This window comes from Telluria sp. AIW5 (assembly GCF_056680575.1).
This window is the reverse complement of the sequence record NZ_CM155289.1, coordinates 3,776,060-3,790,313: the sequence shown is the minus strand read 5'-3', so window position 1 is coordinate 3,790,313 and position 14,254 is coordinate 3,776,060. Positions and strand designations below refer to the sequence as shown.

General features: G+C 68.1%; 17 protein-coding genes. 2 read left to right on the top strand and 15 right to left on the bottom strand.

Annotation, left to right across the window (positions count from 1 at the left end):
• Positions 1–37: 37 nt before the first annotated feature.
• The 15 genes from dctP (AC1MEM_RS16810) to dctP (AC1MEM_RS16740) form a co-directional block, all read right to left on the bottom strand.
• Positions 38–1,078, bottom strand: coding sequence for a TRAP transporter substrate-binding protein DctP (gene dctP / locus AC1MEM_RS16810; RefSeq protein ID WP_499472363.1), 1,041 nt, complete (start codon positions 1,076–1,078; stop codon positions 38–40).
• Between the two features lie 213 nt (positions 1,079–1,291).
• Positions 1,292–1,516, bottom strand: coding sequence for a hypothetical protein (locus AC1MEM_RS16805; protein ID WP_499472361.1), 225 nt, complete (start codon positions 1,514–1,516; stop codon positions 1,292–1,294).
• Between the two features lie 10 nt (positions 1,517–1,526).
• On the bottom strand, positions 1,527–2,459 hold the full coding sequence (locus AC1MEM_RS16800; RefSeq protein WP_499472359.1) for an alpha/beta fold hydrolase: 933 nt from the start codon (positions 2,457–2,459) through the stop codon (positions 1,527–1,529).
• Positions 2,456–2,659, bottom strand: a complete 204-nt coding sequence (locus tag AC1MEM_RS16795; RefSeq protein ID WP_499472357.1) for a helix-turn-helix transcriptional regulator — start codon at positions 2,657–2,659, stop codon at positions 2,456–2,458. The genes AC1MEM_RS16800 and AC1MEM_RS16795 overlap by 4 nt, the downstream gene beginning before the upstream one ends.
• Positions 2,656–3,042: a hypothetical protein gene (locus AC1MEM_RS16790; protein WP_499472355.1), complete on the bottom strand. Its 387-nt coding sequence runs from the start codon at positions 3,040–3,042 to the stop codon at positions 2,656–2,658. The genes AC1MEM_RS16795 and AC1MEM_RS16790 overlap by 4 nt, the downstream gene beginning before the upstream one ends.
• A gap of 82 nt (positions 3,043–3,124) precedes the next feature.
• On the bottom strand, positions 3,125–4,027 hold the full coding sequence (locus AC1MEM_RS16785; protein WP_499472353.1) for an acyltransferase domain-containing protein: 903 nt from the start codon (positions 4,025–4,027) through the stop codon (positions 3,125–3,127).
• Positions 4,024–4,920 (bottom strand): triphosphoribosyl-dephospho-CoA synthase MdcB, encoded by an 897-nt coding sequence (gene mdcB / locus AC1MEM_RS16780; RefSeq protein WP_499472351.1) that lies wholly within the window; start codon positions 4,918–4,920, stop codon positions 4,024–4,026. The genes AC1MEM_RS16785 and mdcB overlap by 4 nt, the downstream gene beginning before the upstream one ends.
• Positions 4,917–5,570 (bottom strand): malonate decarboxylase holo-[acyl-carrier-protein] synthase, encoded by a 654-nt coding sequence (mdcG, locus tag AC1MEM_RS16775; protein ID WP_499472349.1) that lies wholly within the window; start codon positions 5,568–5,570, stop codon positions 4,917–4,919. Before mdcG ends, mdcB begins: the two co-directional genes overlap by 4 nt.
• On the bottom strand, positions 5,554–6,270 hold the full coding sequence (locus AC1MEM_RS16770; protein WP_499472347.1) for a biotin-independent malonate decarboxylase subunit gamma: 717 nt from the start codon (positions 6,268–6,270) through the stop codon (positions 5,554–5,556). Before AC1MEM_RS16770 ends, mdcG begins: the two co-directional genes overlap by 17 nt.
• The gene (locus AC1MEM_RS16765) at positions 6,270–7,166 is read right to left on the bottom strand and encodes a biotin-independent malonate decarboxylase subunit beta (protein WP_499472345.1); all 897 of its coding nucleotides are present in this window, start codon (positions 7,164–7,166) and stop codon (positions 6,270–6,272) included. Before AC1MEM_RS16765 ends, AC1MEM_RS16770 begins: the two co-directional genes overlap by 1 nt.
• Positions 7,163–7,477, bottom strand: coding sequence for a malonate decarboxylase acyl carrier protein (mdcC, locus tag AC1MEM_RS16760; RefSeq protein ID WP_499472343.1), 315 nt, complete (start codon positions 7,475–7,477; stop codon positions 7,163–7,165). Before mdcC ends, AC1MEM_RS16765 begins: the two co-directional genes overlap by 4 nt.
• Before the next feature lie 20 nt (positions 7,478–7,497).
• Positions 7,498–9,165: a malonate decarboxylase subunit alpha gene (mdcA, locus tag AC1MEM_RS16755; protein WP_499472341.1), complete on the bottom strand. Its 1,668-nt coding sequence runs from the start codon at positions 9,163–9,165 to the stop codon at positions 7,498–7,500.
• On the bottom strand, positions 9,162–10,514 hold the full coding sequence (locus AC1MEM_RS16750; RefSeq protein ID WP_499472339.1) for a TRAP transporter large permease: 1,353 nt from the start codon (positions 10,512–10,514) through the stop codon (positions 9,162–9,164). The genes mdcA and AC1MEM_RS16750 overlap by 4 nt, the downstream gene beginning before the upstream one ends.
• On the bottom strand, positions 10,511–11,065 hold the full coding sequence (locus tag AC1MEM_RS16745; protein ID WP_499472337.1) for a TRAP transporter small permease: 555 nt from the start codon (positions 11,063–11,065) through the stop codon (positions 10,511–10,513). Before AC1MEM_RS16745 ends, AC1MEM_RS16750 begins: the two co-directional genes overlap by 4 nt.
• Positions 11,062–12,078 carry a TRAP transporter substrate-binding protein DctP gene (dctP, locus tag AC1MEM_RS16740; protein WP_499472335.1) on the bottom strand — a complete coding sequence of 339 codons (1,017 nt, stop codon included), beginning with the start codon at positions 12,076–12,078 and terminating at the stop codon, positions 11,062–11,064. The genes AC1MEM_RS16745 and dctP (AC1MEM_RS16740) overlap by 4 nt, the downstream gene beginning before the upstream one ends.
• Before the next feature lie 159 nt (positions 12,079–12,237).
• Between dctP (AC1MEM_RS16740) and AC1MEM_RS16735 the strand changes: the two genes are divergently transcribed.
• Positions 12,238–12,900, top strand: a complete 663-nt coding sequence (locus AC1MEM_RS16735; RefSeq protein ID WP_499472333.1) for a GntR family transcriptional regulator — start codon at positions 12,238–12,240, stop codon at positions 12,898–12,900.
• A gap of 88 nt (positions 12,901–12,988) precedes the next feature.
• Entirely contained in the window at positions 12,989–14,233 is a 1,245-nt protein-coding gene (locus tag AC1MEM_RS16730) for a TIGR03862 family flavoprotein (RefSeq protein WP_499472331.1), read from the top strand.
• Positions 14,234–14,254 lie beyond the last annotated feature (21 nt).

The window sequence follows — 14,254 nt, the reverse complement described above, 5'->3', positions numbered from 1 at the left end:
GGGAGGTAAATCCGGGCGGCGCGGCCGCCCGGGCTCCTTACATCGAAACGATAGCCTTTTCCGCCAGCGCCATCAGCTTCGCGCAGTTGTCGCTGCGCGTGCTGAAGTCCGCCCAGGCGGTGGTGCGTGCCATCTCCTGCCACTTTTTGAGCGCCTCGCCATCCATGTCGACCACGCGCGCACCGTTGTGCGCGTACACGTTCGCCACCGCCGTGTCGTCGCCCTGGGCCATGCGCAGCGCGAATTTTTCGAGGTCGGCGCCGACCGCCATGATGGCGGCCTGCTGGTCCTTGTGCAGGCGGTCGAACACGGTCTTCGACATCAGCAGCGGCTCGAGCATGAACCAGTAGGCGCCGCTGCGCGCCGTGGTGAGCGAACGCGAAACGTCCTGCAGGCGGAACGACATCAGCGACGTCGAGGAAGTAAAGGCCGCGTCCAGCGCGCCGCTCTTCATTGCGGCATGGATGTCGTTCGAGGGCACGTTGACGATGGTCGCTCCCGCTTCCTGCAGGATCAGGTCCATTTCGCGCGAGCCGCCGCGCACCTTCAGGCCGCGCGTGTCTTCCGGCGACACGATGGGCGTGCCGCGCGCGGCGACGCCGCCGGCCTGCCAGATCCAGCTGATCACGACCAGGCCCTGGTCGGCCAGAATGCGGGTCAGCTCCTTGCCCACTTCCGCGTTCTTCCAGCCGTAGCCCTGCGCGTAGGAAGTGACCAGGCCCGGCATCAGGCCGATATTCGTCTCCGGCGCTTCCGCCGCGGCATACGACAGCGGCACCAGGGCGAGATCGAGGCTGCCCTTCTTCAGCGCGCCGAACTGGGCGTTCGGGGCCATCAGGGCGGCGTCCGGGTAGATCGAGAACTTCAGGCTGCCGCGGGTACGCTTTTCGACGTCGGCGGCGAACATGCGGCACAGGCGGTCGCGGAAGTCGCCTTCCATGACGCTGCCGCCGGGGAACTGGTGCGAGATTTTCATCGACTGCGACGCGGCCCAGGCAGTGCCAAGCCACAGGGGGCTGGACGCGATCGCGCCCAGCAGGGTTCTACGAGCCAGGATCGGCCCTGTCTTCAACGACATATTCATCCTCCAAGATGAGTAAAACGAACTACCGGGCAAATCGTGCATGCCTGAGGACACACATCGTTCACATTGGTGCCTACAAGAATATTCTCTTGATAATGATTGTCAAGAGGTATCTTATTGTCTTGACACATGCACGGTGAATAACACGCCAGTATCGCTTCCGGGGAAGCGTACTGGCGCGGGGGCCATCAAGGAGGATCGCGGAACCTACTTACGGTCGAGCGTGTCGCAGACGCGGCAGGCGATGTTGCGCTTCATGTTGCGGTAGCGGGTGCCGATGAACAGCGCCGAAGCGATGGCGGACCAGGCCAGGGCCGAGAGCAGGGCGCGCACGAAGCTCTCGCCCCCCATCATGTCGACCGCCAGCAGCAGCGCGGTCATGGTCACGACGGCGATCAGGTACTGGATGATCCAGTGGAAGGTGGACGGCATGAGATCTCCTTCAGAGGGTTTTCATGAAACGGCGCAGTGCATCGTGCACGGCGCCGGGCTGGTCGATCATGGCGAAGTGGCGCGCGTTGTCGACCGGCGCGACGTCCAGCCTCAAGGTGCCGGTCATCAGTTCCCGATAATACGCCAGCTTGTCGGCGGAAGATATGCCGCCGAGGGCGGCGCTGTCCGGGCCGTAGAAGGGCGAGAGCACGAGCACCGGGGCCTCGATCTTCGCGAGGCCCGGACGCAGGTCGAGGGCCAGCACCGCGCCCACGTAAGCGCCCACCGCGGCCGGGTCGCTGCGGCTGGTGAGCCGGGCGAGGTCGTCGGCCTTGCCCATGTCGGTCGTGCCGATCGCACGCATGTATTGCCGCTGCTGGTCGGCGAAGGCGGCAGGGGTGCTTGCCGCCATCCGCTGGCGCATCGATTCGGCCATGGGGGCGCGCTGTTCCGGGGGCATGTCCTCGGTACGCGGCATCACGGGCAGGCCGTCGATGCTGGCCGCGCCGCCGATTTGCGCAGGCAGTTCCTCGGCCAGCGCGATCGCCAGCATGCCGCCCAGGCTGTGCCCGACCAGCACGGGCTTCACGAGGCGGCGCGCAGCGATCAACTCCTTCAGCGCGCCCTTCGCCGCATCGAAGGGGTTGCCCTCGACCGCCGGACGGCCGTCGAAACCGGGCAGGGTGACGACATACACCGTGTGGCTGCCTGCGAACTCGCGCACCGTGTCCTGCCACACCCAGCCGCCGGTGGACAGGCCCGGGATCAGGATCATCGGCTGCGGGCCGCTGCCGTGGCGCTCGACCAGCATGCCCTGCACCTCGAAGCGCTCGGCGGGTGCGATCGATGCGGCGAAGCGGTTCGGCGCAGCCGGCGCCGCGTCGGCGGCGAATGCCGGGACTGCGCCGGCTACGAGAAGTGCGAACAACAGAGACGCTTTCATGCTGGCTCCTGGTCAGGGTTGAAGATGGCTTCGATCGGTTGCTGGAACAGTCGGGATATCGCAAAGGCAAGCGGCAGGCTGGGGTCGTAGCGGCCGGTTTCGATGGCGATCACGGTCTGGCGCGACACGGATAACAGCTCGGCCAGGTGGGCCTGGCTCCAGCCATGTTCGGCGCGCAGTTCGCGAATATGGTTGTTCATCGGCCGAGTAGTTTGCGGGTCAGCTGCACCACGCCCAGCGACAGGCACAGCACGCACCAGACGGTAAACATCGGCAGCTTCGGAAAGCCGGCCGTCTCGAGGAAGCCGTACGTAAAGGTCAGGCCGGCCGTGATGGCGGCGGCCAGCGCAATGTTTTCCAGCAGGCGCATGCGGATGTATTCGTCGGCGCGCTGCACCTGGCGCGCGATGGCCCAGATGGCGGCGCCGAAACCGATCATCGGGCTGGCCAGGATGGCGGTGCGCAGGACGCCGTCCGGCATCGGCCGGCCGAACCTGATCGCTGCGGTCAGGAGGATGGTGTACAGCACGAGCGCGGCGAACAGCTCGCGGTAGTAGATTCTCGCGATACGTTTTTCGTGCATGATGCGCTCCCATGTAAAGTATGCTTTACATGGTAGGCAGCGTTTTCCGGGATGTCAAGCTCCCTTTACATGCGATCGATGTTCATGCGTCGAACTGGCGTTCGACCCAGGCCACGACTCCCGCGAGGCTGCGGAACTCGGCCACCGAGCGGCAGGCCACCTGCGGGTGACGCCCCTGGAACATGCGCGCCAGCGCCGCGCCGGGCCCCAGTTCGAGCGCCACGGTGATCCCGCTCTCGACGGCCGCGTCCATGCAGGCGCGCCATTCGATCGTTTCCGCCAGCTGGCGCGACAGGTGTTCGATCGCCGCCTCGCGGGTGCCGATGCGCGCACCCGAGATCCCCGACAGCACCGGGCAGCGCCACGCGCCGAACGGGGCCGCGCCGAGGGCCGCGGCGAAAGGCTGCACGGCCGCCGCCATCAGCGGCGTATGCGAGGCGACCGCCACCGGTAGCTGCTGGACGCGCCCGCCGGCCGCTTCGCAGGCGGCGGCAAGGGCCGCATAGCCCGTACCCGGCCCGCCGGCGACGCAGGTATCTTCCCCGTTGACGATGGCGATGTGAAAACCGGCCGCCTGCGCCAGTTCGCGCGCCCGCGCAAGCGCAATCGCGCCGATGGCGGCCATCGTCTGGTCGGGATGGCGGGCGGCGGCGTGGTCCATGCCCGCTGCGCGTACGCGTGCCAATGCGACGGCATCCTGCGCAGGCAAGGCGCCGGCGATGCCATGCGCCGCCAGTTCGCCGATGCTGTAGCCGGCCGCGAGCGAGGGCGCGGGCAGGTGTGGGCGCAAGGCTTCCCAGGTCGCGAGCGTGGCGGCCACGATGGCCGGCTGCGCGGCCTGGTTCTCGAACAGGGTTGCAGCATCCAGCGCGGGCGCGCAGGCGTCGAGCAAGGCGGCGCCTGCCGGATCGCCGCGCGCCAGGTCGTACATGCCGGCATGCTGGCCGCCCTGGCCCGGACACAGGATCAACAAGCGCGCGCTCATGGCAGGGCGCCCGTCGTCGCCGCGTGCACCAGGCAGGTGGCGGCCAGCAGGTCGGCCGCGCCGCCGGGCGACAGGCCTTCGGCGACGAACAGGCGGTGGCAGTCGAGTGCCCGGGCCTGCCAGTGCGGATCGGCCGTCGCCCCGGCGTCGAGGAAGGCCTGTGCGTGTTCGCGCACCGTCTCCGCGCCGGCCGCGCCGCCCCGGTGCAACACGTTGGTGTCTTCGACGCGCGCCATCAGCGCGAACAGGGCGTCGACGCGGGCGTGCCGCATGCCGCGTCCGGCGGCCAGCGCCGCGCGCAGCGCCGGCAGGCCGGTCTCGAACACCGAGGGCAGTCCGAGCGCCGCTTCCTCGCGTGCACCACCGGCGCCGTGCAGGTCGGCCATGCGCAGGCCATTCGACTGCTGCGCGCCCGGTACCGTATGCGCCGCCAGCGCTTCGCCCCAGCGCAGCAGCAGGACCGCGCGCAGGCTCGCCGGCGTGAGGGCGATGCCCTGGGCGCGCGCCCGGCCGATGGCCGCGCACAGGAGGCCGAGGCAGAAGATGGCGCCGCGGTGGGTATTGATGCCGGCGGTCGCGCGTAGCATGCGCGCTTCGGCCTCGATGCCGAGGCGTTTCAATTCGGCGAAGGGCGCGCCTGCCGCGCCGGCCCGGCTGATGCGCGCAAAATAATGGCGCAGCGCGAACAGGCTGCGCATGAAGGTGGCGGCGTTCATGTCGGTGTGGCTGCCGTTGTCGACCAGCGAGACCAGGCCCGGTTTCGGGTACAGGGTCAGCTCGGCGTACAGGCAGTGCAGCGCCAGGCGCGCGAGCTCCCGGTGCAGCGTTTCGCCCGGTACGACGGGCGGATGCGGCGAAACAAAAGCCCTGCGGGCGGCAGCGGCGAGGTTCATCGCTCCGCCAGCATGGCAAGCAGCGCGGCGCGCTCGGCCAGGCGCACCGCGTCGACGGTTTTCACCAGCACGCGCGCGCGCGGGCCGGCGTCGCGCCACTCCTTCCAGGCCACCGCCGCGCCGCCGGGGAACACGACTTCGCCATCGAGCGGCAGCGTGTCCGCGTAGCGCGACAGCAGGGCGATTCCGGCATCGAGGTCGGCGCGGCTGACTGGCGCCAGCAGCAGGTCGATGTCGGAGGCGGGCGTCAGGTAAGGCAGGCCGGTCATGGCCTGTAGCGCGAGCGAGCCGTAGGCGCGCAGTGTGAGGCCGGCGCCGGCGCCGGCCAGGGCAGCGAGACCGGCGCGCCAGGCCGCGGGCGCGGCCGCCATCGCCTCAATCAGCCCGAGCGCAGGCAACCGCCGCTGGACGTGCGCCGCATCGACGCGCAGGCCGATGCGCTCCTTCGGCGCATCGGCGCCCGACGGCGGCAGCGCGATCCCGAGCGAGACCACGTGTCCGGGCGCGCCGACGTCGCGCCGTCGCACGACGGCCGGCCAGCCCTGGCGTTCCCACAGCGCGAGCGAACCCAGGTCGCCGGGGCGCACCGAGGCGGCTGCCTCCTTCCAACCCTGCGACGTCAGCCAGACCAGTTCATGACGCGAGTGCATCGCGCCCCGCCACGATGGCTTCGATCACCGGCTGCGCGGACTTGCGTCCGCCGCGCGCCAGGCCCAGGGCCGCGCGCTCGTCTTGCGGTGTAGCGCCTGCCAGGGCCGCTTCCAACTGCGCGGCCAGGTCGCCCTTCCAGATTTCCTGGACGCCGCCCATGCGCAGGTAGTTCTCCGGTCCCGGCGCGAAGACCGGGTTGCTCACGGCGAGTTCCGTCAGCCGCTCCTCGGGCACCTTGGTGATGCGCGCCATCGCCGGCAGGCCCATCACGCGGATGGTCGAATCCGGCAGCGCATAGCAGGCGTCGGCCATCAGGCCGCTGGTAATGAAGCCGCCGGACAGGGCCTGGTCGTACACCAGGCCGAGCACCGGATGCCCCTGCCGGCGCGCCAGTTCCACGCATTTGCCGAGGTGGGCCATGTAGCTGTTGATGCCCAACATCTCGTCGCGGTGGCGCAGGCGCTGGCCGACGGTGTCGACCAGGATCAGGATCGGCCGCCCCGGATGTTCGCGCACCGTTTGCAGGATGAAGCGCGCCTGCAGCAGCGCGATCTCGACCCCGATCGGCGCGTGGCCGGTGGTGCCGACGACGGCCACCGTCTTCTCCCCGACCCGGGCCGTCCCGCTCAGGAACAGCTCGTGTTCGACGATATCGTGCCCTGCCGGGAACAGGGCGCGCGTGATTGTATTCCAGTCCATCAGTTCGCTCCAATCCGCCAGCCGGCAACTTGTTCCACGAAAGGCCCGGCCTCCAGCAGCGGCAGGCCGCGCGGCTCGGCGACGCCGAGCGCGGCCCAGACCTGCATCGGCTCTTCCAGGCCGCCGAAGCGTTCGAGGCGCTGCGCCAGCATGGCCTGCTCGGCTTCGAGCGCGGCCAGCGTCAGCGCCGTTTCCTGGTCGCGCAGGCGCTTGAGTGTCGCCAGTGCCGCGGCGCGGAAGGCGGGCACGCTGTCGGCCACCAGTTCCTGGCAGTCGCCCAGCAGGTAGCGGTGCTTGCCGCCGGTGGTGCGCCAGACCAGGGCCCGGTCGCGCGAGTCGAATTCCTCGACGCCGGCCGCGGTCTCGATGACTTCCGGTCCCGACATCGCCAGCCGCGCTTCCTCCGACATGATGACGGCATTCGTGCAGCGTGCCACGATGCCCATGCCGCCGAAGCAGCCGTTCGCGCCGCCGATCAGTGCGATCACCGGCACCCCGGCATTCCTTGCATCGAGCACGGCGCGCATCACTTCCGAGACCGCCACCAGGCCCGCATTTGCTTCGTGCAGGCGCACGCCGCCGGATTCGAGCAGCAGCACGACCGCCGTGGGTTTTTCGGCGACAGCGCGCCGCAGCAGGCCGACCAGCTTGGCGCCGTGTACCTCGCCGACCGCGCCGCCCATGAAGCCGCCTTCCTGGGCGGCGGCAAAGACAGTCTGGCCATCCAGGCGCGCGCGGCCCACGGCCACGCCATCGTCGAAGGCAACCGGTGCGTCGAGCTGGGCCAGGTGCGGGCTGATGACGCGCGCCTTTGGAGGCAGGAACTCCACGAAGCTCCCGGCGTCGAACAGCTGCGCCAGGCGCTCGCGCGCCGACAACTCCAGGTAGCTGCTCATGCCGGCCCCCCCAGCATCGTCTCGACCGCCTGGTCGAGGCGCAGGCTGACGACGGCCGGCGTCGCGCCCATGTCGTTGATCGCGATGCGCGCGTCCTTCAGCTGCCAGCGCTCCTGGAAGTCGCGCATGACGGCTTCCCAGGTGGCGCCGAATCCCAGCGCCGCGGTGTTCACCTCGATCGCGCAGTCCCCGCCCAGCGGGCTCGATTCGATCAGCACCTCGAGGTTGCCGGAGCCGACCACGCCCACGAGTTCTGCCTGTTGCGGCAGCGCGCGGCTGCCGCCCTGAAATCGGTATGCAAGCTTTTCCATAATCTTCTTACCAGTCGTCGTTACCAGTTGCGGAAGCGCTTCGGCGGCTCGTACATGCCGTGCGATGCGCGCACCAGGTCTTTCATGTTCTTGGCCGCCAGCAGGTCGCGCGTGGCAAGCCGCTTGTCGACCCCGAGGTCTTCGGCCCGTTTGATGACGCCGCGGTCGCGCAGGTTCTCGACCATGCGGCGGTCGCGTCCGAGTCCGACCGGGGTATAGCCGGCCACGCCGCGGATCGCCTGCTCGCGTTCTTCCTCGTTGCGGCACAGGAGCAGGTTGGCGATGCCTTCCTCGGTCAGGATGTGGGTCACGTCGTCGCCGTAGATCATCACCGGCGGAATGGCGAAGCCGGCCTGCTCGGCCAGTTCCCAGGCGTCCAGCTTCTCCACGAATGCCGGCTGCATATGCTCGCGGAAGGTCTCGACCATCTGCACCACCAGCTTCTGCCCGCGCGGAATGCCTTTGCCGCCGGCGCGCGCTTCCTGCCCGGCCTTGAGCCAGGCCGGGCTGACGTGACGGCGTCCGCGAGCATCGGCGCCCATGTTCGGCGCGCCGCCGAAACCGGCGATGCGGCCAACCACCGCGGTCGACGAATTGCCCTGCAAGTCGATCTGCAGGGTCGAACCGATGAACATGTCGCAGGCGTAGTGGCCGGCCGCCTGGCACAGCGCCCGGTTGCTGCGCATGCTGCCGTCCGGCCCGACCGCAAAGACGTCGGGGCGGGCGCGGATGTATTCTTCCATCCCCAGTTCCGAGCCGAAGGAATACACGGATTCGACGAAGCCCGATTCGATCGCCGGGATCAGGGCCGGATGCGGATTGAGCGCCCAATGACGGCCGATCTTGCCCTTCAGGCCGAGGTCGGTCGCATAGGTCGGCAGCAGCAGTTCGATGGCGGCCGTATCGAAGCCGATGCCATGGTTCAGGCGCTCGACCGCATACTCGGCGTAGATGCCCTTGATGGCCATCATCGCCATCAGCACCTGGATTTCCGAGATCAGGGCCGGGTCGCGCGTGAACAGCGGCTCGATGTAATAGGGCTTCGGCGACTGGATGACGTAGTCGACCCAGTCGCCCGGGATGTCGACCCGCGGCAGCGTGTCCATGATGCGGTTCACCTGGACGATGACGATGCCGTTCTTGAAGGCGGTCGCCTCGACGATGGCCGGCGTGTCCTCGGTGTTCGCACCCGTGTACAGGTTGCCGTTGCGGTCCGCCGCTTCGGCCGCCACCAGCGACACGCGCGGCGGCAGGTCGATGAAATAGCGCGAAAACAGCTCGAGATAGGTGTGGATCGCACCGATATTGAGCTTGCCGGCGGAGGCGAGTTTCGCCACGCGCCCGGCCTGGGGACCGGAGAACGAGAAGTCCAGGCGCGAGGCCACGCCGCGTTCGAACACGTCCAGGTGTTCCGGCAGCGCCAGCACCGATTGCAGCATGTGCAGGTTGTTGATGCGCGCCGGGTCGAGGCCCGCCAGCGCCCCGGCCAGGAAATCGGCCTGCTTCTGGTTGTTCCCCTCGAGGCAGACGCGGTCGCCGCAGGCCAGCACGCTGTGCAGCAGGTCCTGGACCCGCGCGCTCGGGACGGCCTTGCCGTCCAGGTCGCGCCCCAGCACCCGGGCCGTGCGTTCCAGGCGCGCCCTGCGGTCGGCCTGCAAGGTATTCCAGACTTTGCCGGGCGCGTTCATCCTGCGCCTCCCATCAGCATGGCCGGCAGGCCGGTGGCGATCTGCGGGAACACGCACAGCAGCACGACGGCGACGAACATCAGGCCGACGAAAGGCATCACGCCGTAGATCACGTCGCGCAGCGGTATGTCGGGCGCGATGTTCTTGATCACGAAGATGTTCAGGCCCACCGGCGGGTGGATCAGGCCCATCTCCATCACGATCGTCATCACCACGCCGAACCAGATCAGGTCGAAACCGGCTTCGCGCAGCGGCGGCAGGATGATCGGCGCCGTCATCAGGATGATCGAGACCGGCGGCAGGAAGAAGCCGAGCACGATCACCATGAACAGGATTACGGCCAGCAGGATCCAGCGCGACAGGTGCATGTCGACCACCCACTGCGCGGCCGACTGGCTGATGTGCAGGTAGCTCATGACATACGAATAGAGGAGCGACATGCCGATGATCAGCAGCAGCATGGTCGACTCCTTGATAGTCGCCGCCAGGAAGGGCGACAGGTCTTTCGGGCGCCACAGCTTGTAGACGATGGCGATCAGGACGATGGCCAGCAGCGCGCCCAGGCCCGCCGTCTCCGATGGGGTGGCATAGCCGCCGTAGAGCGCGATCATCACGCCGATCAAGAGGACCAGGAAGGGCAGCACGCGCGGCAGCATTTCCACCTTTTGCGAGAGCGTGAAGTGCTCGTCCTCGAGATAGGCCGACTTCACGCCGCCGCCTTCATAGGCCGCCAGCGCCAGGCCGTATTCCTTGCGGGCGCGGTAGACGGCATAGCCGGCGAACAGCAGCACCAGCAGCAGGCCGGGGCCGATCCCGGCGAGGAACAGGCGACCCAGCGACTGCTCCGCCGCCACCGCATACAGGATCATCGTGATCGAGGGCGGCAGCAGGATGCCGAGGGTGCCGCCGGCGGCGATGATGCCGGCCGCGAAACCGGGCGAGTAGCCGCGCTTCCGCATTTCCGGGATGCCGGCCGAGCCGATCGCGGAGCATGTCGCGGGCGAGGAGCCGGCCATGGCCGCGAACAGGGCGCAGGCAAAGACGTTGGCGATACCGAGCCCGCCCGGCACCTTGTGCAGCCAGGCGTGGATCGCGCCGTACAGGTCGCGTCCCGCGGGCGACTTGCCGATCGCCGCGCCCTTCAGGATGAAGAGCGGGATCGACAGCAGGGTGATCGAGGCCATCTCTTCGTACACGTTCTGGCTGATCGTGTCGAGCGAGGACGAGGGCATGAAGAAATACATGAAGCTCGTCGCCACCAGGCCGAGCGCGAACGCGATCGGCATCCCGGAAAACATGACGACCAGGGTGACGGCGCCGTAGAGGGCGCCCAGGGTCAGGTCGCTCATGGGGCGCTCCGCTTGGTAGTGAAGTGGGCCAGCACCTGGACCAGGATCTGCAGGGTCAGCAGGGTCATCCCGGCCGCCATCATCGAATACGGAATCCACAGCGGCGGCGCCAGCGTCGAGGAGGTGGTCTGGCCGTCGACCCAGGCTTCATGGCACAGCGCCCACGATTTCCAGGCGAAGAAGGCGCAGAAGGCGAACGACAGCAGGTCGACCAGGAACAGGCGTACGGCATTCGCTTTCGGCGGCAGGATGGCTGCCAGGGCCTCGATGCCGATGTGCCCGCGGAAGGACTGCACGTAGGCGGTGCAGAAGAAGGTCACGCCGACCAGCATGAAGACCGAGGCCTCGTCCTGCCAGTCGGTCGGGGTCTTGAAGAAGTAGCGCGTGACGACCGAATAGGTCAGCACCAGGGCGGTCAGCAGCATGGCCGCCATCGACAGCTTCAGCAGCAGGCCGTTGACGCGCATCAGCAGCAGCTGGAGCGCCGCTACCGGTGCGCTGCCCGACACGGCGGGCAGCCGTGCCGTCTCTAACTCGAAGCCATGGCTCACAGGGTCTTCTCCGCCAGGGCCAGCAGCTTGGCACAGTTGGGATTGCGCGCGCCGTAATCCTTCCAGGCGGTGTTGCGGGCGATTGCCTGCCACTTCTTGATGGTGGCGAGGTTCAGGTCGACCACCTTGGCGCCGACTTTCGAATACACCGCGGCCACGGCCTGGTCGTCCGCCTGTGCTTCCTTGCGGGCGAAGGCTTCGAGCTCGCCGCCGGCGGCCATGATCGCGGCCTGCTGGTCCTTCGGCAGGCGGTCGAACACGGCCTTCGACATCATCAGCGGTTCGAACATGAACCAGTAGGCGCCGGTGCGCCCGGTGGTCAGGGCTTTCGAGACTTCCTCGAGGCGGAACGAGATCAGCGAGGTCGAGGAGGTCAGTGCCGCATCCATTGCGCCGGTCTGCATGGCGGCGTAGATCTCGTTCGAAGGCAGCGTGACGACGGCGGCGCCGGCTTCTTTCAGGATCAGGTCCATCTCGCGCGAGCCGCCGCGCACCTTCAGGCCGCGTGCGTCTTCCGGGTCGACGATCGGCTTCGAGCGCGAGGCGACGCCGCCCGCCTGCCAGATCCAGCTCACCACGACGATGCCCTTTTCGGCCAGGATGCGCGCCAGTTCCTTGCCGACCTCTTCGTTCTTCCAGCTGTAGCCCTGTTCGTAGGACGTCACCAGGCCGGGCATCAGGCCGATATTGACTTCGGGGACTTCGCCACCGGCATACGACAGCGGCACCAGCGACAGGTCGAGGGCGCCCTTGCGCATCGAGGAGAACTGCGCGTTCGTCTTCATCAGCGAGGAGCCCGGGTAGATCGAGAACTTGAGCGCGCCCTTGGTGCGCTTTTCGACCTCGGCGGCGAACATGCGGCAAAGACGGTCGCGGAAGTCGCCCTGGGTGATGGAGCCGCCCGGGAACTGGTGCGAGATTTTCAACGAGCCCGATTGTGCACGTGCAGCCTGGAACCACAGCGGGGAAGTAGCGAGCGCGCCCAGGACGGCCCTGCGAGTCATTGCGACCATTTGTATCCTCCAAGATTGTGTTTTATTTATCGGATCGTGCCGGAGTAGTCCGTATGCATCGTCCGTCTTTGTGTATACAAGAATAAGCTTAAAATAGTCGTTGTCAAGCTATACGTAGCTTTTATAATGAGATATCGAATACATGAATGGCGAGTGGATATGAAGAGCAGGTCGGAAACCCTGAAGGATGCAATCGAAGAGATGATCGCCGTCGGCAAGTTCGCCCCCGGCCAGCACCTCGACGAGACCGAGCTGGCGGCCACCTTCGGCGTCTCGCGCACGCCGATCCGCGAAACCCTGATCCAGCTCGCATCGATGGGGCTGGTCGTGATCCGTCCGCGCCGCGGCGCCGTGGTGGCCGAGCTGGGGCCGCAGCAGCTGGTCGAGCGCTTCGAAGTCATGTCTGAACTGGAGTCGGTCTGCGCCCGCCTGGCCGCGCGCCGCATGACACCAAACGAGCAGGAAGCGCTGCTGGCGGCCCACGCCGCCTGCAAGGAAGCGATGGGTTCGCAGGACCCGGACGATTATTATGTCAAGAACGAAGCCTTCCACGAGGCGATCTACGCCGGTAGCCACAACGGCTTCCTGATCGAGCAGGCGCGCAGCCTGTACCGGCGCCTGCGGCCGTACCGGCGCCTGCAGCTGCGCGTGCGCGACCGCGTCAGCAATTCGTATGCGGAACACGACGAGATGGTGCGCGCCATCATCGATGGCGACGGCGAACTGGCCGCGCGCCTGACGCGCGAACACGTCATGATCCAGGGCCAGCGCTTCGCCGATTTGATGGCCTCGCTCCCGCAACTGACGGCCGCCGCGGCCTGAGTCAGGCCTGAACCCCGGCCCGGCGGGGCTGACCGGCAGCGCCCTTGTCGTCTACAATGCGGCTCCTGTTCTTCTCTGCCGCTGCCCCATGCCGAACCCTTCCTCACCTCCACCACGCGTCGCCGTCATCGGCGGCGGACCGGCCGGCCTGATGGCGGCCGAGGTCCTGGCCGCCGGCGGCGCCCGGGTCGAGGTGTTCGACGCGATGCCCTCGGTGGCGCGCAAATTCCTGCTGGCCGGGAAGGGCGGCATGAACATCACGCATTCGGAACCCTACGCCGACTTCGTGCGCCGCTATGGCGCGCGCAGCAGCGAAGTCGCGGCCTGGCTGGACGATTTCGGGCCGGAAGCGGTGCGCGCCTGGATCCATGGCCTCGGCGTCGACACCTTTATCGGCAGCTCGGGCCGCGTCTTCCCGACCGACATGAAGGCCGCGCCCCTGCTGCGCGCCTGGCTGCATCGCCTGCGCGAAGCCGGCGTGCGCTTTCACATGCGCCATCGCTGGCTGGGCTGGGAGGGCGAGTCGCTGCGCTTCTCGACGCCGGAAGGCGAAGCGTGCGTGCAGTTCGACGCCGTCATCCTGGCCCTGGGCGGCGCCAGCTGGCCACGCCTCGGTTCGGATGGGGCCTGGGTGCCGCTGCTGGAGGCGCGCCGCGTGGAGGTGGCGCCGCTCGTGCCCGCCAATTGCGGCTTCGACGTCGACTGGTCGCAGCACTTCAGCGACAGGCATGCGGGCGCGCCTTTGAGCACGGTGGCGGTTCGGTACGAGGACCGCGATGGCGGCCGCGCGTGGCGCCAGGGCCAGTTCGTCGTGACGGGCACCGGCATCGAGGGCAGCCTGGTGTATGCGGTGTCGAGCGTGCTGCGCGACCAGATCGCCGAGAAGGGCACGGCGACGATCTGGCTCGACCTGGCGCCCGATCACGATGCCGGTCGCGTACGCGCCGAGGTCCTGCGTCCACGTGGCGCGCGCTCGATGTCGAGCCACCTGCAAAGCCGGCTCGGGATCAAGGGCGTCAAGGCGGGACTGCTGCGCGAAGGCCTGTCGCAGGCGGACTACATGGACGGAGAGACCCTGGCGGCGGGCATCAAGGCGCTGCCGCTGGTGCTGAAACGTCCGCGCCCGATCGCGGAAGCGATCAGCAGCGCCGGCGGGGTGCGCTTCGAAGCGCTGGACGCGAACGGCATGCTGCGCGCGCTGCCGGGCGTGTTCGTGGCCGGGGAGATGCTCGACTGGGAGGCGCCGACCGGCGGCTATTTGCTGACCGCCTGCTTTGCCAGTGGGCGCGCGGCGGCGCAGGGCGTGCTGCGGCGCGCCGGCGCCAAAGACTGAGCGCCGCGCATTCGCCTTGAA